The sequence below is a fragment of the Saccharopolyspora rectivirgula DSM 43747 genome (assembly GCF_000497205.1).
Taxonomy (GTDB): Bacteria; Actinomycetota; Actinomycetes; order Mycobacteriales; family Pseudonocardiaceae; genus Saccharopolyspora; species Saccharopolyspora rectivirgula.
Window position 1 is genome coordinate 18,752 of record NZ_AYJW01000031.1, and the last position, 19,383, is coordinate 38,134.

Genomic DNA, 19,383 nt, shown 5'->3' on the forward strand with positions numbered 1-19,383 from the left:
GAGCATTTGCGGCTTTTGAGACGTTGTAATGGGGAGAGCCGCCGACAGAGAGGTCTGAATCCGTGCCCCTGCTTGTATTGATCTTGATCGCCGGCGTTGTCGAACTCGGTGTGCTGGTCGCGATCGGCCAGGCGATCGGTGTGCTGCCCACCATCGGGCTGCTGCTGGTCGCCGCGGTGCTGGGCACCTGGCTGCTCCGCCACGAAGGGCGTCGCACGGTGCGCGCCTTCCAGGAGTCGGTGCTCCAGCGCCGGCCGCCGGAACGGGAGATGACCGACGGCGTGCTCATCGCCGCCGGCGGATTCCTGATCGTCCTGCCCGGCTTCGTCAGCGACATCGCCGGTCTGCTGCTGTTGCTCCCGCCGATCCGCGCAGTGCTGCGCGACCGGATGCTGCGCCGGGCGGAGCAGCGAGCCGCCCAGGCCGGGGAACGGGGCTTCCCGCACGCCCGCGGCGCCCGCTTCGCCGGGGGCGACGTCATCGACGGTGAAGTGGTGTCGGTCACCGAGGACGACGAGGACGCGCCGGTGGCGCCGCAGCTCCCCCGCCAAACCGGACCCCAGCAGGAGCGCTCCGGGCTGGACTGAGGTCGCCGGTACGCGGGTGGCTCCAGGCTCAGGAGTAAGCTCGCCAGGACGATCGTGGCTGGGTGCGCTCAGCGACGGGACCGCGCAGTTGAACACCTGGATCAGGAAGCCATCAGGAATGTCCGACACAACGTTGTTGCTTGGCGGGCGGATCTACTCGCCCGCTGATGCCGATGCCACCGCGATGGCCGTGACGCAGGGCACGATCACGTGGGTCGGCAGCGACAAGGTCGGTCGTGCGCTGCACCCGGATGCGGAGGTCGTCGACTTGCAGGGCGCCTTCGTGGCGCCCGCGTTCGTCGATTCCCACGTGCACGCGACGTCCACCGGTTTGCTGGTCAACGGCCTGGACCTCACCGGCTGCGCATCGTTAACCGAATTCCTGCACGCGCTGCGGGACTACGTCGAGGAGTACCCGGGCGCCGTGGTGTGGGGGCACGGGTGGGACGAGACCTGGTGGCCCGAACGCCGCCCGCCGACGCGGGAAGAGATCGACAAGGCCGCGGGCGGGGCGCCGGTCTACCTGTCGCGCATCGACGTGCACTCGGCGCTCGTCTCCACCTCCTTGATCGACCGGGCGCCGATGGCCAAGGAGGCCGAGGGCTGGAGCGACAGCGGGCCGCTCACCCGAGTGGCGCACCACCACGTCCGGCGGGCAGCTCGGGAAGCGCTCAGCACCCAGCAGCGCCGCGAGGCCCAGCTGGCGTTCCTGCGGCACGCCGCGTCGCAGGGCGTGGCGTGCGTCCACGAATGCGCCGGTCCGGACATCTCCGGTGCCGACGACCTGACGAGCCTGCTGGAGCTGTCCGGGCAGGGCGGTCTGCCGGAGGTCATCGGCTACTGGGGTGAGCTCGGCGCTCTGGAGCAGGCGAGGCAGCTGGGAGTGCGCGGGTTGGCCGGCGACCTGTTCGTCGATGGCGCGATCGGTTCGCGCACCGCGGCGCTGCGGGAGCCCTACGCGGACGACCCCACCACTGCCGGAGCGCTCTACCTGGACGCCCAGCAGATCGCCGAACACCTCGTGGCCTGCACGAAGGCCGGGCTGCAGGCCGGCTTCCACGTCATCGGGGACGCCGCGGTGGCCGAGGTCTGCGCGGGCTTCCGGCAGGCCGCCGAAGTCGTGGGCACCCCGGCGCTGGCCAGCATGCGGCACCGGGTGGAACACCTGGAGATGGTCAACCCGCAGCAGGCGGCCGAGCTGGCCGGCTACGGGGTGGTCGCTTCGATGCAGCCGCAATTCGACGCCGCCTGGGGCGGCCCCGACCAGATGTACGCGCGCCGGCTCGGGCCGGAGCGCGGCACCCAGCTCAACCCGTTCGCCAAGCTCGCGGCCAGCGGTGTCACCTTGGCCTTCGGGTCCGACACCCCGGTCACCCCGGTGGACCCGTGGGGTGCGGTGCGCGCCGCCGTCTACCATCGCACCGAAGGCTTCGGCATTTCGCCGCGGGCGGCGTTCGTGGCGCACACCCGGGGAGGCTGGCGGGCCGCTGGGGTCGACGACGGGCTGACCGGAATGCTGGTGCCCGGGGCTCCCGCCACCTACGCGGTGTGGGATGTCGACGAGCTCGTCGTCGCGGCGCCGGACTCCAGGGTGCAGCGCTGGTCGACCGATCCGCGTTCGGGTGTGCCGCCGCTGCCCGACCTGGCCCCGGGGACCCGGTTGCCGCGCTGTCTGCGCACGGTCCTGCGCGGCCAGACCATCTACACCAGGGAGCCGGAAGACGACGATCTGGTCGGCTGACCGCCGGCCGCGTCACTGCTCCTGCGGTGCCGAGATCGGGTGCGGCTGGCGCGGTCGTGGTGGCTTCTCCCTCCGGTTGGTCGGAGCTCGGCCTGCGGCGACACCGGTGCGCGTACATTTGGCTGGTGCGTGCGGAGTCGGCGCGCGGTGGATGAGTACGTTCCGTCCTGGTCACACCGGGACTGCAAGACCGAGAAGGTTGGTCGGGTTGGTTGTCCCTACGGCTGATGCGCAGCGCGATGTGCGGTCGAGAGGCAGGAAGGCCGGAGGGAAGCTGACCGGCCCGTTGCTGCGGTCCGGTGCGGTGGTCGTGGCGGGCTTCGTCCTCTACGCCGGCTCGCCCCCGCGCCAGTTGTGGTGGACGGCCCCGCTCGCCTTCGCCGTCTTCGCGCTGACAGTGCAACGGCGTCGAGCCGGGGCGGGCTTCGGTTACGGCCTGCTGTTCGGGATGGCTTTCCTGCTGCCGCTGCTGGGGTGGCTGCAGGACTTCCTGGAAGTGCAGTTCGGCCCGTGGCCTTGGCTGGCGGTGGCCGTGGTGGAGGCGTTGTTCTTCGGGGTCGCCGGGGCTGCGATGGCCCGGGTCAGCAGGTTGCCGGCCGCGCCGCTGTGGATGGCGATGGTGTTCGTCGCGGCCGAGCTGCTGCGCTCCAGCTTCCCGTTCGGCGGGTTCCCCTGGGGGAGGTTGGCGTTCACCCAGATCAGCGGACCGTACTTGGCGCTCGCTTCGCTGGGCGGCACCGCTGCGGTGACGTTCGCGATCGCGCTGACCGGCACCGGGCTGGCGCAGCTGGTGAGCCGGCTGCGCGGCCGTGGCGGCTGGGCTGTTCCGGTGGCGTGCGCGCTGGTTCCCGCGCTGGCCGGGCTGGCGGTGTGGCCGGTGGTGGGAACCGAGGCGGAGGCCGGCACCGCCCGGGTGGGCGTGGTGCAGGGCAACGCCCCGAACCTGGGGCTCGGGCTGCTGTACGCCGACGACGTGCTGCACGACAACCACATCCGGCAAGCCGGTGAGCTCGCCGAGAGCGTCGAGGCGGGTCGGCTGCCCCGCCCGGACTTCGTGGTGCTCCCCGAGCAGGTGGGCAGCTGGCGGCCGGAGCGCACCGATCCGGAGCTCTCGGCGGTGGCCAGCAGACTGGGGGTGCCGCTGGCGGTCGGCGGTCTGGGCGTCGACGCCGACGGGGAGCTGCGCAACCGGGTGGTGCACTGGGACCCCGAGACCGGTGCGGGCGAGCAGTACATCAAGCAGCACCTGGTGCCGTTCGCGGAGACCATCCCCCTGCGCCCGGTGGCCCGGTTGGTGTCCCCTTTCGTGGACCGCTTCGAGCAGGACATGGTTCCCGGGGACGAGCCCGGTGTGCTCCGGGTCGCGAACGCGGTGCTCGGGGTGGGCATCTGCTATGACGTGGCTTTCGACGACGTGTTCACCGGTGCGGTGCGGCAGGGCGCGAACCTGCTGGTGGTGCCGACCAACAACGCCTGGTACGGGCCTTCGGAGATGAGCTACCAGCAGCTGGCCATGGCGCAGCTGCGGGCCGTCGAGCACGGCCGTGCCGTGGTGGTGTCCTCCACCAGCGGGGTCAGTGCGGTCGTGCGGCCGGACGGCTCCGTGGACCACCAGACCGGTCTGTTCACCGCTGAGCACTTCGTGTCGGAGGTACCGCTGCGCACCTCCGAGACGCTGGCGACCAAGCTCGGCAGCGTCCCGGGTTGGCTGTTGTCGCTGGGGGGTGCGGGCGCACTGGTATTCACCTGGTGGCGGCCTCGCCGCAGGTGAGCAGTCGAGCAAGGACGAGGACTGCCGGCCGCGGGCCGGCAAGGAGGAGTTAATGGGGAACCGGCAGGCCTCCGGAGGCGATGCCGTTGCCAGTTCGGTCGTGGTGGTCATACCCACCTACAACGAGCGGGACAACGTGGAGCAGATAGTCCAGCGCGTGCTGGGCTCGGTTCCCGCCGCCGAAGTGCTGGTGGTGGACGACAACAGCCCGGACGGCACCGGCGAGATAGCCGACCGGATGGCCACCGCTGATGAACGGGTGCACGTGCTGCACCGGGCTGCGAAGGCCGGGTTGGGGGCGGCCTACGTCGCTGGTTTCACCTGGGCGCTGGACCGGGGGTACCAGGTCATCGTCGAGATGGACGCCGATGGTTCCCACGCCCCCGAGGACCTGCCGCGGCTGTTGAGCATGCTCGGCCCGGACGGGGCCGGCGCCGACGTGGTGGTCGGGTCGCGCTACGTGCCCGGGGGACGCACGGTGAACTGGCCTTGGTACCGCGCGATGCTGTCCCGCGGGGCGAACATCTACTCCAAGTTGGCGCTGGGCGTCCCGGTCAACGACATGACGGCTGGCTACCGCGTGTACCGCCGGGAAGTCCTGCAGAGCGTCAAGCTGCACAGCGTCGCCTCGCAGGGCTACTGCTTCCAGGTCGACTTGACGTGGCGGTCGATCGAGGCCGGTTTCGCGGTGGCCGAGGTCCCGATCACGTTCGTGGAGCGCGAGCAGGGCAAGTCGAAGATGACCGGTGAGATCGTCCGGGAGGCCTTGGTCCGGGTCACCAAGTGGGGCCTGCGGCGGCGGGGCAACCAGCTGCTCTCCTCGGTGCGGGCGTTGTTGCGCTGAAAACGCGAAGCGCCCGGGGCCGCCATCCCCAGGCGCTTTTCACACCGGCTGTTCCTCAGGCTTCTCCGCGCCGTTCACGCAGCATCTGCAGCCGCTCGTTGAGCAGTTCTTCCAGCTCGGGAATGGTGCGCCGCTCCAGCAGCATGTCCCAGTGGGTGCGCGGCGGTTTGGACTTCTTTTGCTCTGGTTCGGAGCCGTCGACGAGCTTCGATTCAGTGCCGTGCAGGCGGCACTCCCAGGTGGCGGGGAGTTCCGCGTCATCGGAGAACGGCACCTCGAACTCGTGGCCCTTGGGGCAGGAGTAGCGCACCGTCCGGCGCGGTGCGAGGTCGTGGTTGCGGTCGGTCTCGTAGCTGACTGCTCCGAGCCGGCTGCCACGCAGAACGCGATCGGCCATGACGGTTCCTTTCACTTTGGCCCGGGTGGGCACCCAGGCGGTTTGTGCTCACCGAGTGCAACAACGGCCGTGCCGTCGTCTGTTCCCGGATGCTGTCCTCTGGTTGCCGTCGGTGACGTTGTTCACCCGTCAACGACGGTTTCTTCCCTAGAGATGCAGTCGGACGCCATTCGTTACGCGTTATCCCACTGGCAATCTATAGGTTCATTCGAACGGGTGATAGTGCCAGACCGGCCGTCACAGCGGCCAAAGGTATACCCGGAACACCGGGCGAAGTAGGACCGAGATCACGGTCCGAGTCGCTTAGTAGCCACATCACTTAACCACAGTCTGTAATCATCCCGTTCTGAAATGGTCAACAACGCTGCGTGCCGGCATATGCCGCGAGCACCGATGACCGCCGATATGCCTATCACCTTCGCGGAGCAACGGACGCAGGCGGTCGTCGTATTCCGCTCACCACCCGCGTGCAAGCATCACAGCACCTTCGGCACCGGATTGCCCACCGCGGCGATCGCCCGCCGCACCGGCACCAAGGCCACCAGCACGAACCCGATGGCGAAGAACACCATCAGCGAGATGATCGCCAACCGGAACGAACCGGTCAGCTGGCCGATGCCGGCGAACAGCAGCGGCCCCAGCCAAGAAGTCGAACGCTCACCCACCTCGTACAGCGAGAAGTACTCGGCCTCCTTGCCCGGTGGCACCATCTGGCTGAACAACGAACGGGACAGCGCGTTCGTTCCCCCCAGGACCAGCCCGATGCCCACCGCCAGGCCGTAGAACTGCAGCTGCTGGCCGGCCTGCACGAAGTACGCCGCACCGAGCACCACCAGCCACATCACGAGACTCACCAGGATCGTCTTCTTGGCGCCGATCCGGCGGGCGAGCAACCCGTGCAGCACACCACCCGCGTAGGCGATGAATTGGACGATCAACAGCGTGATGATCAGCACTTCCTGCTGCAGCTCGAGCTCCAGGCTGCCGTACTGGGCCGACACCTGGGAGACGGTGGAGATCCCGTCGGTGTAGATCCAGTACGCCCCGAGGAAGGCGAGGGTCAGCGGGAAGTGCCGCGCCTGCCGCAACGTGCCGACCAGCTGCTTGAAACCCGCGGTGATCACCGACGCGCCGCTCTCCCCGCCGCTCTCGGGCGCGCGGTGCCGCCGCAGCGCCGTCAACGGGAGCAGCGTGAACAGCGCCCACCACAACCCGGAGGAGACGAACACCAGGCGAACCGCGGCGCCGCTGTCCAACCCGATCGCCTCGTGTCCCAAGTAGATCGCCAAGTGGCAGGCCAGGGCCAAGCCGCCCCCCAGGTAGCCGACGGCCCAGCCGCGGGAGGAGACCTGGTCGCGCTCATCGGCATCGGCGATCTCCGGGAGGAACGAGTAGTAGACCACCACCGATGCGCCGTAGCAGATGTTGGCCAGCACGAACAGCACCACGCCGAGCTGCCAGTTCCCCCCGGAGACCAGCGCCAGCAGGGCAGTGGCGGCCGCCCCGAGGAAGGCGAAGACCCCGAGCATGGTGCGCTTGCGCTGAGTGCGGTCGGCGATCGCGCCGGTGATCGGCAGCACCACGACCTGGACCACCGTCGCCAACGACAGCAGGTAGCCCCACAGCGAACCGGCGGGGAAGGACATGCCGAACGCGGAGATGTCGCACCGCTCGAGCGCGTTGCCGCCCGGGCACGGATCCACCCCGTTGCGGGCGGTGTCGGCCTTGGCCGCTTCAGTGGCCACCGAAGTCAGGTAGAGCGAGAGGAAAACGGTGGTGACCGAGGTCGGGAACACCGAATTGGCCCAGTCGTACCAGCACCAGCCGCGCTGTTCCTTCTTCCGCCGGGCAGCCTCCGGTGAGACCCCGCTGTCCTGCACGCTCATCCGTCCTCCGGGAGCCGAAATTCACCTGGTTCGGGTAACCGGACTGTACTGACTCAACCCGTACCCGGGGGGAAAACCGGAAACAATGCGTAGTTCCACTCAGGCCACCGGTTCTCCCGGGAACTGCTGCCCCCGCTGCACCAGCACATCGCGCAGCACATCCGGGCGGTCGGTGAACAAACCGTCCACTCCGGCGTCCAACAGCGCGTGCATCTCGGCGGCATCGTCCACCGTCCAGGCGTGCACCTCCAATCCCCACCGGTGGGCCCGCGAGATGAACCGCGGGTCGATCACCCGAAGCGACCCCACCGCCGGTGGAACCTGCGCGGCGCTCCCGGAGACCACCGTCCGCAGTGGCCAGTCACCCAAGTGAGCAGCGGTCCACAAGGCGAGCGCCGAACCCCGGCCCAGCGAGGTCAACAGCCGATCACCGCCCAAGCGGGCCAGCCGGCGGACCCGGTGCTCGGAGAACGACGCCAGGCACACCCGGCCCCAAGCGTTGTGCGCGCGGATGGTGCGCAGTGCCGGGACCACCGCGTGGTCGTCCTTGACGTCGATGTTGAAGAAGGTGTCCGGCAGCTCTTCGAGCACGTCGTCCAGCCTGGCCACCGGTTCCCGCCCGCCGATCTTCGCCTGGCGGACGACGTCCCAGCGCAGCATCCGGATCGCGCCGCGCCCGTCGGTGGTGCGGTTCAAAGTCGCGTCGTGGTGCACCACCGCCACCCCGTCGGCGGTGGCGCGCACATCGGTTTCGATGTACCGGTAGCCTTCCTCGACTGCGCGGCGGAACGCGCTCCGGGAGTTCTCCATTCCGTCCAGGTCGTCGATGTGCCAGCCGCGGTGCGCGAAAGCGCGGGGCTTGGGACCGAGCAGAAAGGGATACGTCACGGATGTCACTCTGCCTGATCGGTGTGCCGGGGCGGGCACCCCGGGGCGGCAGGCTAGCGTGATCAGACGTGGACGTCCTCTCTGACCGCAAACAGCAGCGTTCGGTGCGGCACTGCGCCTGGTGCGGGCGACCGATAGAAACCTCTGGACGCCAAGGGCGGCCCCGGCTGTACTGCGCCCAGTCGTGCCGGCAGCGCGCCTACGAACGGCGAACCGCGGTGCAGCGCGGCGGTCTTCCCGAAGACGCGGTGGTCTTCGCCGCGGCCGAAGTCGCCGATCTGCAGGACCGGCTGTTCCAACTGCGCTGCGCCGCCGAAGACGTCCTGACCGCGGTGCAGGACGGAGCCGGGGCGGAGGAGCTCCGCAAACTCGCCGAGCAGGTCGTCGAGGTCGCCGGCGAGCTCGAACGGCTGCGCTAGCTAGCGCGCGGACAGTTCACCGAGGACCCGCAGCGTCCGGTTGGCCCGCACGGACAACCGCTGCTCCCGAGCGGTGACGTCGATGTAGGTCTGGCTGGCGTTCATCGACGCGTGCCCCAGGAGCTTGGCGATCTCCGCCGCGTTCGCGCCGTCCTCCGCCAGACGGGTGGCGAAGGTGTGCCGCAGGGCGTGCACCATCGCGCCGCGCTGCACCCGATCGGTCACCCCGGCGGCCCGCAGCGACTGCTGGACCAGGTACTGCAGCCCGCCGCGGCGCAACGGCTGCCCCCGGTGGTCCACGAAGAGCGGCGCGTCCCCCGGCAACCGGTCGCCGAACCGCAGCTTCCGGGAGCGCAGGTACTGCTGGATGACGTCGTCCAGCGCGTCCTCGATGGGGATCGACCGGCTGCGCCCGCCCTTGCCGCGGACGTGCAGGCGGCGGTCACCGGGCCGGCCGGCGAGCGAACCGACGGTCAAGTCGAGCAGCTCAGCGGACCGCACCCCGGTGCACAACAAAGTGGACAGAACCGCCAAATCGCGCTCCGGCCAAGGGTTGCGGGCCTTCCGGTTGCCGGCGGCCACGGTGCGCAGCAACCGCTCCGGGGTGTCCTCGCCCTGCAGCGGCTTGGGAACCGGCGGTGGAGTGCGCGGCTTCGGCACCACTTGCATGGGGTTGCCGCCCACCGCGCCCTCCACCACCAAGAACCCGAAGAAACCGTTCCACGTCGACCAGGCGCGGGTGACCGTGGACGCCGACCGGCTCGCGGCGAACCGGGCGAACGCCGACCGCAGCACCGAAGGGGTCAGGTCGCCGACCGGGAGCTGGCCGGCTTCGCGTCCGAGGACTTCGGTCAGCTCACCGGCCACCGACTCCAGGTCCCGCCGGTAGGCGCGCAGCGAGTTCGCCGCCAGCTTCCGGGCTTGCAGGTGCTCCAGGTAGATCTCGATGGCCTGCGCAACGTCCACGGCACGGCACCTCCGCGAAGATCAACTCCGGTTCCGATGAAACCAGATGGCGCCGGTGGTCAGCTATTGCGGATGAACCGGTCGAGCACCCGCACCCCGAACTGCAGCGAGTCCACCGGAACCCGCTCGTCCACCCCGTGGAACAGGGAGCTGAAGTCCAGCTCGGGCGGCAGTTTGAGCGGAGCGAAGCCGTAGCAGTTCATGCCGAGCCGGGCGAACGACTTCGCGTCGGTGCCCGCCGAGACCATGTAGGGCAGGGTCTTCGCCTCCGGGTCCTCGGCGATCAGCGCCGCGGACATCGCGTCCACGATGCGGCCCTCGAACTTGGTCTCCACCGGGGGCAGCCCGACCCACTCACGCTCCACTTCGGGGCCGAGCAGCTCGGCGAGCTCCCGGTCGAACGCCTCTTCCCGGCCGGGCAGGATCCGGCAGTCCACAGCGGCTTCGGCGACCGACGGGATGACGTTGTGCTTGTAGCCGGCGGTCAGCATGGTCGGGTTGGCGGTGTCGCGCAGCGTGGCCCCCACGATCCGCGACAGGTTGCCGAGCTTGGTGATCGCGGTGTCGATGTCGTCCTCCGGGAACTCCCACCCGGTGAGCTCGCTCACCCCGGCGAGGAACTCGCGGACCGAGTCGGTGAGCACGAGCGGGAACCGGTGGTTGCCGAGCTTGGCCACCGCCTCGGACAGCTTGGACACCGCGTTGTCCTCGTGGACCATCGAGCCGTGGCCGGCGCGGCCCCGCACCCGCAGCTTGAGCCACCGGATGCCCTTCTCGGCGGTCTGCACCAGGTAGGCGCGGACCCCGTCCTTGAAGGTCACGGAGTACCCGCCGACTTCGCTGATCGCCTCGGTGCATCCTTCGAACAGCTCGGGGCGGTGGTCGGCCAGCCACTGGGCGCCGTGGAAACCGCCGGCCTCCTCGTCGGCCAGGAAGGCGAAGACGATGTCCCGCGGGGGAGTGATGCCGTCCCGCTTGAGGCGCCGCGCGACGGCGAGGCTCATGGCGACCATGTCCTTCATGTCCACCGCCCCCCGGCCCCACAGGTAGCCGTCCTTGACCTCGCCGGAGAACGGGTGGACCGACCACTCGGACGGGTCGGCGGGGACGACGTCGAGGTGGCCGTGCACCAGCAGGCCGCCGCGGGAGCTGTCGGCGCCGGGGAGGCGGGCGATGACGTTGCCGCGCCCCGGGTGGTCACCGGATTCGACGTAGGTGATCTCGTATCCCACTTCGGTGAGCTTGCCGGCGACGTACTCGGCGGCAGCGCGCTCGCCCTTGAGGGTCCGGGGGTCGCCGGTGTTCGTGGTGTCGATCCGGATCAGATCGCTGGCCAGGGAGGTGACCTCTTCCTCGGCCAGCCGCAGTCCGTGGTCCTGATCAGTGCTCGGTGTTGCCTCGATGTGCTCGCTCACCTGGCATTTTTATCATCTGCGCGCACAATCGGGGGTGGCTGAAACCCGCTTTTGACCATGGGGTAGCCTATAGGCACAACACAGCGGGGCTGCCACCTGCGAGAAGGGGCGGGCTCGAGGCGTCGGAGTGGCGGAATGGCAGACGCGCTAGCTTGAGGTGCTAGTGCCCTATTACTGGGCGTGGGGGTTCAAGTCCCCCCTCCGACACGGAAAACAGCGGTGCTGGTCAGAATTGGCCAGCACCGCTTTTCGTGTCAAGGACCAGTGAAGTCGACCTCGGCGTTGCTCGCACGGGGCCAGCGGCGATCTCTGCGAGGATGCGCTGAGTGACGATCGAACGCGCGAGCAAGGCCTACGGGGCGCGGGCCGCGGAGTACACCAGGATCCTCGGCAACATCGACGCGACCGCACCCGCTGATCGCGAACTGATCAGCAGCTGGGCGCACGCCCACCCCGACGGCTCGATCCTCGACGTCGGCTGCGGGCCGGGGCACTGGACGAACTGGCTGCACGAGCGGGGGATCGACATCGAGGGGGTCGATCCGACCCCGGAGTTCGTCGACGCCGCCCTGCGGCGCTTTCCCGGTGTTCGGTTCCGGGTGGGCCGGGCGGAGCAGCTCGACGTGGCCGATTCGAGCCTGGCCGGCATCCTCGCCTGGTATTCCCTGATCCACCTCTCGCCGGATCGCATGCCCGAGGTGCTCGCGGAGTTCGCCCGAGCCCTCGCACCCGGCGGCGGACTCCTCGTCGGTTTCTTCGACGGGGCGCGGCTCGAACCCTTCGACCACGCGATCACCACAGCGCACTACTGGCCGATCGACCACCTCAGCTTCCTGATCGAACAGGCCGGTTTCGCCGTCACGGCCCACCACACCCGCGTGGATCCCGGCACCCGCCCGCACGGCGCCATCGTGGCTCACCGGGGCGGTTGATCGTCACTTCTCCAGGAGCTCGCGGAGGTGGGTCGGGAGGGAATCGAGAGCACCGATGAAAACACCGGTGGTCGGGCGCAACGGCACGAGTTGAACGGTGTCCTGGCCGAGGACATCGCTGGAGCCCCCGCACCGGTAGTGCTGGACGCGCCTGTCCCGGTGGCTCCAGGGCAGCACGTGGTTGACCCGAGGACGGGGGACGGTCTCATCGATGCTGAAGACCGACTTGCTGATGCAGGTGGAGTCGGGGTGAGCAGAGCCGCCCACCAGTGCGGGGTGTCGATGCGGGCGCGCAGCCACCGGCCCGGCGCCCACGCCCACAGGTGAGTGGTCTCCGGTGGTTCAGCGGGCATGGCGTCCAGGTGGAAACCGCGGTTGTCGGCCCACGCGGCCGCCCAGCCCCGGGTGGCCTGGTGCAGTTGCGCCCACTCGTCGCGGTGGCGGCGTCCGCTGCCGTACAAGTTCCAATCGGTGCTCATGCTGCTTCCTCGTGAAGGAGATCGGCCAGCGCGGTCAGATCCGGGTGCTGCCAGTGCGGGCTGGTGATGCGGACCGTGCCGAGACCGGCGGTGGTGCGCGCGCCCCGATGCCGACGAGACCGTCGTGGAGATCGGTGAGCGCGGCGTCGAGCAGCAGCCGCTCGGTGTCGTCGATCGGTTCGAGCTCTTCGACCCGCACCCGGAAGCGGCCGCTGGTGATGACTTCATCGGTGTAGAGCAACTGGTCGCGGGCACCACCGGTGAACCGGTCGACGGCCACGTGCTGCCGCAGCTCGAGCACCGGGTCGGTGATGGTGCTGTCGTGCACGGCGATCTTGGCGCGCCGAGCGCGCCCGCTGCTGCCGCTGAACCCGAACAACCGGCACGGGCGGCAGGAGCCGCAGCTCTGGTCCGGGAAGGACGGTGCGGAAACGACGCGGCAGACGTACTCCACCCGGGAGCGCAGCACACCCCTGAGAGTGGTCCCGGGAACGAGGAAGTCCTCTCCTCGGCGGAGAACCCGGTTGGTGTTCGGCTTGGTTCTTCCTTCTTCCGCTGGGCCCCCGGCACCGATGTGGAGACCGTCGACGATCTCCAGCTCGAGGTCGAGCACGGGAGCCACCGCGGTGTCCACCTCGACGGGCTCCGGCTCGGGGTAGTCCTCGGGAGCGGAGATCCGCAGCCAAGCCAGCAGGCCTTCCACCGCAGACAGGTCGTAGACGCGTGTTCCGCACCCGACGACCGTGCACAAGCCAGCACCACGGCTCGCCCCGCGGCCGAGACGCGGCCGCCACTCCCTGAGGGCCTGCAGGAACGCATCGAAGCGTTCATCCGGGTCGTCCCAGCGCAGCACCACGTCGAACTCGGTACCCGCGGGCAGCATTTCGACCTGGTGCAGCATGTTGTTGGCCGCGCTGCCGCGCACCCGGTCGATGGCGGTTCGCTTGACCAGCTCCGGATCGCCCCGGTGGCGGTACAGGGTGCCGAGGACCTGCACCGGTGGGGCCGTGCGCTGCCCGTTGCTCGCTCCTGGCCGTGGACCGAACAACTCCGGAAGGTCTCCAGTGGACTGAAAACTCGGGTATTGCTCGCAGTGCGCGCGCAGGCTGCCGACCACTGTCGTGCCGGGCAGGTGGATCTGCCCGGTGGTGTCCCGACGCAGCGGTAAGGTTTCCTCCGGCGCGTCCAACGCTTCCGGCGCGGTGACCCCGCCGGCCGTCCACATGCGCAACCGGAGTCGGATCAGCGCGCTCCTCACTGCTCCTCCAGGAACCTCAGCAGCTTTTCGTACAACTCGGCGTCGTCAATGCTCAACATCGTCCGGAACGCTTCGGCGTGATATTCCGGTAAGTCGATTTTTTCAGTTCATTGTGGATTTTTCCGTCGTCCACATAGTCCTTCCGAAGCCCCTCGAGTCGTTCTTGTAGAGCGGGAATCCAGTCTCGGTACAGGCGCAGGGGAGCGACTTTTCCGGTGAATGCGGCGAACCCGAGCGGGGAAGTGGGTGCGTAGAGACCCCCGTAGCCTTCCCGGCGGCGCAAGCCGACACCTCGGGCCATGAGGTGGCGCAGTGCTTCGTCGGAAGGCTTCTCGGCGCAACGCACGCGATAGGTCGACCCGGCAGCCACGGTCTGCTCGACCGGTTTGGGCAATCCGCTGACCGCGTGCCAGCCACCGGCTTCTTCCCAACGGACCCATTCGCGGATGTCCAGCACCTGCACACCCAGGACTTCGGACAGCTCTGCGCTGCTCGGTTTCGCACTCGGCAGGCCGTAGTCGTCGACGAACACCCCGGGCGAGGCCAATCGCAGCACCACGTCGTTCCCCTCGTTCTCGACGGGCTCGGGAACCGCCTCGGTGTCGAATTCGACGGTGGCCCTGCCGCGCAGACTGCGCCGCGAGCCCAGCAGGAGCTCGGTGATGGGGGAACCGTCCAGGTGCAGGGACCGCACAGCGGCACCGCAAAGCCACCCCTGCAGCCGCAGGCCCGTGCTCAGGGCGCGCTGGCTGAACAGACTGCCGTCCAGCGCCACTCCGTCGGTGGACAGCGCGGTCATGGTGCGGGTGGTGGTGTGCACGCTCCCGCGCGGCTGCCCCTTGCTGCGTTCCAACGGGCTCTGGCACTTGGGGCAGTTCGACGCGGATTCGCCCAGGGCTTCGTCCCACCACAGCTGCTGGCAGTTGTCCTGGGGTGCGTACTTGTGCACTCGCACCGACAGCGGGATCGGCAGGCTGGCCAGGCAGTGCAGTGGCCCGAAGCTGCCCTCGCCCTCGAAGATCTCGAGGAACTCCGGAGTCGTGTTGATCGCGTTGCCGTGGTGGCGGAGCCGCTCCGCGGCCAACGCTCCCCGCAGCACCGAACCGGGAACGTGGTTGTGCACCTCTTGCCGGAAGTGGGAAGGCGAGTTCCGGCCTGCGGCGACGGGCTCGTCCAAGGTGACGGTGATGTGCGCGTACTCGGTCATGCTGCTCCCAGCTGCAGGAAAGCCGTTGCGGCCGCTTCGCCCGGCTCGACGTGGGTGCAGGTGATGCTGACCCAGCCCAGGCCGCGGCGGCGGTTGGCCCCCAGGGACTGCGTGGCCTGCCCGGAGATGGCCAGCACCAACCGGTGCTTGTGCAGGGTGTCGGGGTCGAGGTGGTCGCGCTGGATGGTGGTGAATCGGGCGCGGTGGGCGCAGGTCTGCTCGCTGATGCCGAGCGTGTCCGGACTTGCGGTGCGGGTGTCGGCATCGATGGCGCGGCGCAGAACCGCCGCATGTCGACGTACTCCGTGGTTCGTTGGGTGGACCTGGGGAGGTGCACTCGCGATGGGGTCATCGACGTCGTGGAACCGTGCCGGGAAGTCGGTGCCGCGCTGGAAGAGGCGATCAACAACGACCGTGACGACACCGGGTACACCGTTGCGCCGAACATGCTGTGACCAATGGCTCTGGCCATCGGGGCACACCTTCCGCGTCAGGAGGACTTGCGGTTGCTCGAGCTGCAGCCGAACGGGGAAGAAAGCGAATTCTCACTCCTCGCCAGCAGAAAGTCCTGTACTGCATCGGTGCAGGAGGAATTCGCTGGTGCGGAGCGGAAGGGCGTGTCGGGGTGTGGCTGGCCTTCACCGAGTCCGCCAAACACCTCTCACCAAAGGACTTCCGGCAGTTCGGGGTGCGCACGCTGCACACGATCAACTGCCAGGACAAGGTCCCCGGTGATCAACCGACCGAAGAAGAATTCTCCTTGATGGGCAGCGAGATCGCCGACCACTTGGAACGCATCAAGAAGAGCGCGGGGGAGCGGGAACTCGTTGTCATCGCGATGGCTCCGAAAGCGGTGGTGCTCTCCGCTGGCTGGCATCTCGCTCAGCACGAGTGCCGCTTCTTCCGCAACACCCACCTCATGCACTACGAGGGGAACAGCAAAACCTGCATGCCAATGCGGTGGCGGGAAGCGCAACCCGCGACATCACCGGTGGTTTGAGGAGCAGAAGATCACTGAGAGCGTTGCGCGATGGGGCATTTCATCGAGCGAAGTGATAGAAGAAAGGAAATATCGTCCTACGCTTCTTGATCACAATAGTTGAATATCCATGGCGGATGATCTCGATCTCTTCGCCGGACGAGAGCGCTCTTCGAGCTGCGGTTGTCTGCGGCCTCCAGGTGAGGATGTTGCGGACTCCCCGGTGCCGCCGGCACCACGTGCTGACGGCACCGAGGAGCCCAGGGCGGGGATCAGGCGGTGGTGCTTTGTGCAGCGGTGAGCGCGGTGTCGGCGTCGGCGGCAGCCAGGTCAGCGTTGATGTTGGCGCCGGCCAGCGCGCCGGCCGCGGCAGCGGGACCGACCTGGGCGGTCGGATCGGTGGCGTTCCCGGCCACCCACACCCCTGGCACCTCGGTGGTACCGGCCGGGCCAGAGGCGAACCGCCTGCCCATGCCATCGGGCAGGTCCTCCATCGGCAATTGCAAACCCGCCAATCCTTCGGTGCGGGCCTGCATCGTGGTGGCGACCGCGAGGACCCGACGGGGCACCACCTGTCCATCGGCCAGGCGCACCCCCGTGATGCCGCCGTCTTCGCCCGTCACCACTTCCTCCACCGGTGTGTCGACGATGCGGATGCCTCGGGCGGTGAAGCGCTCCCGGGTGCTCTCGTCCAGTTCGGCGCCGCGGGTGAAGTAGACCAGGTCCTCGGTCAGCTGCCGGAACAGCAGCGCCTGGTGCACCGACATGGAGGTGGTGGCGAGGACGCCGATCGGCTCGTCGCGCACCTCCCAGCCGTGGCAGTACGGGCAGTGCACCACGCTGCGCCCCCAGTGCTCGGCCAGGCCGGGCACCTCGGGCAGCACGTCCCGCAGGCCGGTGGCCACCAGGACGCGGCGTGCCGTGATGGTTCGGCCATCGGCCAGGGCTATGGTGAACCGCACATCCCCCGTGGGTGACGGTGGGGCGGGCGCGGCCGAGACCACCTCGCCGGGGACCACCCGGCCCCCGTAGTCGCGCACCTGCGCCCGGCCTCGCTCCAGGATCTCGCCGGGCGGGGTGCCGTCCAGCACGATGAAGCCGTGCATGGCCTCGGCCGGTGCGTTGCGGGGCGTGCCGCTGTCGATCACGACGACCGAACGGCGGGATCGGGCGAGCATCAGCGCTCCGTTCAGTCCTGCGGCACCGCCTCCGATCACAACGACATCGACGATGCGGTCCGGCAGGGAGTCGGTTTCGCGCGCAGCAGTGGCCGCAGGCATGTCCTGGTCCCTTTCTGATCGTGTTCCGGTCATTGCCGGCTTCCACGGCGACGCTACTGCGCCTTGCGATGAAGGCATAACATTTTGCCCATGACGCAAGAAGATGACGGGTTGGAAAGCCTGGTGCGCAAACGGATCCGCGCGTTGCGAGTGGCGCAGGGCTGGTCCCTGGAGGAGTTGGCCAACCGAACCCGGCTCAGCCAGTCCACGCTCAGCCGCATCGAGAACGGTCAACGCCGCTTGGCCCTGGACAGCCTCGTCATCCTGGCTCGCGCGTTGAACACCACCCTGGACCAGTTGGTGGAAACGGCCACCGATGACGTCGTGATCAACCCGGTGATCGACAGCGCTCACGACCTGCTGCGCTGGCCCGTGAAAGCAGAGCCCGGGATGACCGTCATGCGCCAGCGGCTGACCGCACCACCTCCCGAAGACCACACGCGCATGCGCGCGCACCCCGGCCGGGAGTGGCTCGTCGTGCTGTCCGGAACCGCGGTCCTCGCGCTGGGCAACCGACGCTTCCGCGTCGAGACCAACCAGGCCGCGGAGTTCCCCACCATGCTGCCGCACGCCATCGGTGCCGAGGGCGGACCCTGCGAAATCCTGGGAATCTTCGACCGCGACGCCCGCCGCGGACACCGGCGCGACGAGGACGACACCCGCGCCTCGGCCTGATCCGCCCCACCCGCACCAGGGGTCCATGCGCGTCCGGCAGTGCCGGCGAGCACTTCCTTGCCCATCTGGAAAGAGACCATGCGTTCGACGCATGGCCGTGCTTAGCGTGGCGGCATGAGCCAGCACGCACCGCGCCACGACGCGCAGCACAACATCGGTGATCAAGTGGAGTTCCTCGAGCTGGAAGCGGAAGTCCTCGCCGAGCACATCAACTCCGCCATCGCCTGGCTGCCCCTCACCGAGCCTCCGCGCGAGATCGTGGACCTGGGGTGCGGGACAGGCGCCGGAACCTTCGCCCTCCTCGCCCGCTTCCCCGAAGCGCGGGTCACCGCTGTCGACTCCTCCACCGAACACCTGCACCGCCTGCGGGAGAAGGCAGGAGCAGAAGGAGCAGCGGGGCAGGTGCGCATTCTCCAAGCCGATCTCGACGCCGCGGAATGGCCTGATCTCGGTACCCCTGATCTGGTGTGGGCATCGGCCGCGCTGCACCACCTGGCCGACCCCGATCGCGCGCTGCGCAACATCCACCACACGCTTGCTCCAGGTGGACTGCTCGCCGTCGTCGAACTCGCCGGTTTTCCGCGCTTCCTGCCCACGGGTGCGCCCGCGGACCGTCCCGGCCTCGAGGAACGCTGCCACGCCGCGAACGAGATCCACCTCGCCGACCACGTGCCCCACCGCGGCGCCGACTGGGGAGCGAAACTGGCCGACGCGGGGTTCACAGTCGAAGGCGAGCGTGCCATCACCGTCAACGCCAGTGGTTCCCACAGCGATGCGGTTGGCCGTTACGCCGTGAAAAGCCTGCAATTCTTGCGGAACAGCGTCGCTGGAGCCTTGGCCGACGAAGACCTCGCCGCGCTCGACCGGCTGCTCGACATCGACGGTCCGCACAGCATCCTGCACCGCGATGACCTCGCGGTGCGCACCGAGCGCACCATGTGGGCTGCACGCCGCGGTTGATCGCGGTATCCATAGAGGACACTCCACTAGGGTTGGACATCACAGTTGAGTTTCTGCTGTCTTTCTTCTCCAAAAGATTGTCCGCAGTAGACATATATATTTTTATTGACTTTAAAAGGAAGTTCTCGTTCTGGATCGAGTGATGTTCGTCGAATCTTCTTCGTCGAAGACCAGGTGCAACCAGCTTCATCGCAGCGGTGCGCGCGAGCCGGCGATCAGCAGGTGAGACGGACGCCTCTCAATTGTCCCTGTGGTTCTTCCGATCGCGCACCAGGTGCGCGCTCCTGTCGGCGGCGACTTCTGGATCTTCGTGCTCCCACACCCGGACTACCAACCAGCCGGCCGCGGTCAGCTCGGCATCCGTGTCGCGGTCCCGGCGCACGACCCCTTCCAGCTTTCTCCGCCACCAGTCGCGGTTGCTCTTCGGAAGATGTGCGTGCACAGGGCACGAGTGCCAGAAGCATCCGTCCACGAACACGGCGATGCGCGCTCCGCGGAGGAGGATGTCGGCGCGACGGCGCCTGTTCGTGCCTGGAGGTGAGCGGTCGACCAGGAATCTCAAACCCCTCCGGTGGAGAGCTCGCCTGAGCTTCAGCTCGGGCAGCGTGTCCCGACGCTTTGTCCTGCGCATCACCTTCGCGGCCGCTGGGGACGTAGCGGGAGGAGTGAGGCCGGGTGCGAGGTAGCGGTAAGTCATGG

21 protein-coding genes and 1 tRNA gene are annotated in these 19,383 nt (G+C 68.5%); 11 read left to right on the top strand and 11 right to left on the bottom strand.

Annotated elements, in window-relative coordinates:
• Positions 1–62 precede the first annotated feature (62 nt).
• From SREC43747_RS19740 to SREC43747_RS0110545, 4 genes are all read left to right on the top strand, one after another.
• Complete coding sequence (locus SREC43747_RS19740) at positions 63–587, top strand: FxsA family protein (protein WP_029721198.1); 525 nt, start codon at positions 63–65, stop codon at positions 585–587.
• A 118-nt stretch (positions 588–705) separates the two neighbouring features.
• Complete coding sequence (locus SREC43747_RS0110535) at positions 706–2,328, top strand: amidohydrolase (RefSeq protein WP_029721199.1); 1,623 nt, start codon at positions 706–708, stop codon at positions 2,326–2,328.
• A 241-nt stretch (positions 2,329–2,569) separates the two neighbouring features.
• Positions 2,570–4,099, top strand: a complete 1,530-nt coding sequence (gene lnt / locus SREC43747_RS0110540) for an apolipoprotein N-acyltransferase (RefSeq protein WP_236623132.1) — start codon at positions 2,570–2,572, stop codon at positions 4,097–4,099.
• Between the two features lie 52 nt (positions 4,100–4,151).
• Positions 4,152–4,943, top strand: coding sequence for a polyprenol monophosphomannose synthase (locus SREC43747_RS0110545; protein ID WP_029721201.1), 792 nt, complete (start codon positions 4,152–4,154; stop codon positions 4,941–4,943).
• 55 nt (positions 4,944–4,998) lie between these two features.
• Here the strand turns inward: SREC43747_RS0110545 and SREC43747_RS0110550 are convergent, their stop codons facing one another.
• From SREC43747_RS0110550 to SREC43747_RS0110560, 3 genes are all read right to left on the bottom strand, one after another.
• The gene (locus SREC43747_RS0110550; protein ID WP_029721203.1) at positions 4,999–5,340 is read right to left on the bottom strand and encodes an RNA polymerase-binding protein RbpA; all 342 of its coding nucleotides are present in this window, start codon (positions 5,338–5,340) and stop codon (positions 4,999–5,001) included.
• Between the two features lie 476 nt (positions 5,341–5,816).
• On the bottom strand, positions 5,817–7,226 hold the full coding sequence (locus SREC43747_RS0110555) for an MFS transporter (RefSeq protein ID WP_029721204.1): 1,410 nt from the start codon (positions 7,224–7,226) through the stop codon (positions 5,817–5,819).
• A 99-nt stretch (positions 7,227–7,325) separates the two neighbouring features.
• The gene (locus SREC43747_RS0110560; RefSeq protein WP_029721205.1) at positions 7,326–8,114 is read right to left on the bottom strand and encodes a glycerophosphodiester phosphodiesterase family protein; all 789 of its coding nucleotides are present in this window, start codon (positions 8,112–8,114) and stop codon (positions 7,326–7,328) included.
• Positions 8,115–8,182: 68 nt separating this feature from the next.
• On the opposite strand from SREC43747_RS0110560, the gene SREC43747_RS0110565 reads away from it, so the two are divergent.
• On the top strand, positions 8,183–8,533 hold the full coding sequence (locus tag SREC43747_RS0110565) for a hypothetical protein (RefSeq protein WP_029721207.1): 351 nt from the start codon (positions 8,183–8,185) through the stop codon (positions 8,531–8,533).
• On the opposite strand, the gene SREC43747_RS0110570 is transcribed toward SREC43747_RS0110565, so the two are convergent.
• Both SREC43747_RS0110570 and SREC43747_RS0110575 read right to left on the bottom strand, forming a co-directional pair.
• The gene (locus SREC43747_RS0110570) at positions 8,534–9,499 is read right to left on the bottom strand and encodes a tyrosine-type recombinase/integrase (protein ID WP_029721208.1); all 966 of its coding nucleotides are present in this window, start codon (positions 9,497–9,499) and stop codon (positions 8,534–8,536) included. It lies immediately after the preceding gene.
• Positions 9,500–9,558: 59 nt separating this feature from the next.
• Positions 9,559–10,866 carry a M20/M25/M40 family metallo-hydrolase gene (locus SREC43747_RS0110575; protein WP_408005204.1) on the bottom strand — a complete coding sequence of 436 codons (1,308 nt, stop codon included), beginning with the start codon at positions 10,864–10,866 and terminating at the stop codon, positions 9,559–9,561.
• A gap of 169 nt (positions 10,867–11,035) precedes the next feature.
• Here SREC43747_RS0110575 and SREC43747_RS0110580 point away from each other — a divergent pair.
• Positions 11,036–11,121: transfer RNA gene (locus tag SREC43747_RS0110580), tRNA-Leu, on the top strand.
• Between the two features lie 119 nt (positions 11,122–11,240).
• Positions 11,241–11,846 (top strand): class I SAM-dependent methyltransferase, encoded by a 606-nt coding sequence (locus SREC43747_RS0110585; RefSeq protein ID WP_029721212.1) that lies wholly within the window; start codon positions 11,241–11,243, stop codon positions 11,844–11,846.
• A gap of 3 nt (positions 11,847–11,849) precedes the next feature.
• Here the strand turns inward: SREC43747_RS0110585 and SREC43747_RS0110590 are convergent, their stop codons facing one another.
• From SREC43747_RS0110590 to SREC43747_RS21320, 4 genes are all read right to left on the bottom strand, one after another.
• Positions 11,850–12,113, bottom strand: coding sequence for a hypothetical protein (locus SREC43747_RS0110590; protein WP_029721213.1), 264 nt, complete (start codon positions 12,111–12,113; stop codon positions 11,850–11,852).
• 246 nt (positions 12,114–12,359) lie between these two features.
• Positions 12,360–13,583, bottom strand: coding sequence for an RAMP superfamily CRISPR-associated protein (locus SREC43747_RS19745; RefSeq protein WP_201768677.1), 1,224 nt, complete (start codon positions 13,581–13,583; stop codon positions 12,360–12,362).
• A gap of 52 nt (positions 13,584–13,635) precedes the next feature.
• A complete protein-coding gene (locus SREC43747_RS0110600; RefSeq protein WP_152528382.1) occupies positions 13,636–14,790 on the bottom strand; it encodes a type III-B CRISPR module-associated Cmr3 family protein in 1,155 nt (384 codons plus the stop codon).
• Positions 14,787–14,927 carry a hypothetical protein gene (locus tag SREC43747_RS21320; RefSeq protein ID WP_160173008.1) on the bottom strand — a complete coding sequence of 47 codons (141 nt, stop codon included), beginning with the start codon at positions 14,925–14,927 and terminating at the stop codon, positions 14,787–14,789. The genes SREC43747_RS0110600 and SREC43747_RS21320 overlap by 4 nt, the downstream gene beginning before the upstream one ends.
• Before the next feature lie 6 nt (positions 14,928–14,933).
• Here SREC43747_RS21320 and SREC43747_RS20250 point away from each other — a divergent pair, with 6 nt between their 5' ends.
• On the top strand, positions 14,934–15,245 hold the full coding sequence (locus SREC43747_RS20250; protein ID WP_152528383.1) for a hypothetical protein: 312 nt from the start codon (positions 14,934–14,936) through the stop codon (positions 15,243–15,245).
• A gap of 233 nt (positions 15,246–15,478) precedes the next feature.
• A complete protein-coding gene (locus SREC43747_RS0110610; RefSeq protein ID WP_152553653.1) occupies positions 15,479–15,790 on the top strand; it encodes a hypothetical protein in 312 nt (103 codons plus the stop codon).
• A gap of 251 nt (positions 15,791–16,041) precedes the next feature.
• On the opposite strand, the gene SREC43747_RS0110615 is transcribed toward SREC43747_RS0110610, so the two are convergent.
• The gene (locus tag SREC43747_RS0110615) at positions 16,042–17,049 is read right to left on the bottom strand and encodes an NAD(P)/FAD-dependent oxidoreductase (protein ID WP_029721221.1); all 1,008 of its coding nucleotides are present in this window, start codon (positions 17,047–17,049) and stop codon (positions 16,042–16,044) included.
• A 90-nt stretch (positions 17,050–17,139) separates the two neighbouring features.
• Here SREC43747_RS0110615 and SREC43747_RS0110620 point away from each other — a divergent pair, with 90 nt between their 5' ends.
• Both SREC43747_RS0110620 and SREC43747_RS0110625 read left to right on the top strand, forming a co-directional pair.
• A complete protein-coding gene (locus tag SREC43747_RS0110620) occupies positions 17,140–17,724 on the top strand; it encodes a helix-turn-helix domain-containing protein (RefSeq protein WP_029721223.1) in 585 nt (194 codons plus the stop codon).
• A 114-nt stretch (positions 17,725–17,838) separates the two neighbouring features.
• Positions 17,839–18,684 (top strand): class I SAM-dependent methyltransferase, encoded by an 846-nt coding sequence (locus SREC43747_RS0110625; RefSeq protein ID WP_029721224.1) that lies wholly within the window; start codon positions 17,839–17,841, stop codon positions 18,682–18,684.
• A gap of 238 nt (positions 18,685–18,922) precedes the next feature.
• On the opposite strand, the gene SREC43747_RS0110635 is transcribed toward SREC43747_RS0110625, so the two are convergent.
• On the bottom strand, positions 18,923–19,381 hold the full coding sequence (locus SREC43747_RS0110635) for a very short patch repair endonuclease (RefSeq protein ID WP_306413781.1): 459 nt from the start codon (positions 19,379–19,381) through the stop codon (positions 18,923–18,925).
• Positions 19,382–19,383: the final 2 nt, after the last annotated feature.

Bases quoted from the DNA above. Each gene is read 5' to 3' on its own strand.
- SREC43747_RS0110535 (WP_029721199.1), top strand. From the start codon at position 706: ATGTCCGACACAACGTTGTTGCTTGGCGGGCGGATCTACTCGCCCGCT.
- SREC43747_RS0110545 (WP_029721201.1), top strand. From the start codon at position 4,152: ATGGGGAACCGGCAGGCCTCCGGAGGCGATGCCGTTGCCAGTTCGGTC.
- SREC43747_RS0110550 (WP_029721203.1), bottom strand. From the start codon at position 5,340: ATGGCCGATCGCGTTCTGCGTGGCAGCCGGCTCGGAGCAGTCAGCTAC.
- SREC43747_RS0110555 (WP_029721204.1), bottom strand. From the start codon at position 7,226: ATGAGCGTGCAGGACAGCGGGGTCTCACCGGAGGCTGCCCGGCGGAAG.
- SREC43747_RS0110600 (WP_152528382.1), bottom strand. From the start codon at position 14,790: ATGACCGAGTACGCGCACATCACCGTCACCTTGGACGAGCCCGTCGCC.
- SREC43747_RS0110615 (WP_029721221.1), bottom strand. From the start codon at position 17,049: ATGCCTGCGGCCACTGCTGCGCGCGAAACCGACTCCCTGCCGGACCGC.
- SREC43747_RS0110620 (WP_029721223.1), top strand. From the start codon at position 17,140: ATGACGCAAGAAGATGACGGGTTGGAAAGCCTGGTGCGCAAACGGATC.
- SREC43747_RS0110625 (WP_029721224.1), top strand. From the start codon at position 17,839: ATGAGCCAGCACGCACCGCGCCACGACGCGCAGCACAACATCGGTGAT.
- SREC43747_RS0110635 (WP_306413781.1), bottom strand. From the start codon at position 19,381: ATGACTTACCGCTACCTCGCACCCGGCCTCACTCCTCCCGCTACGTCC.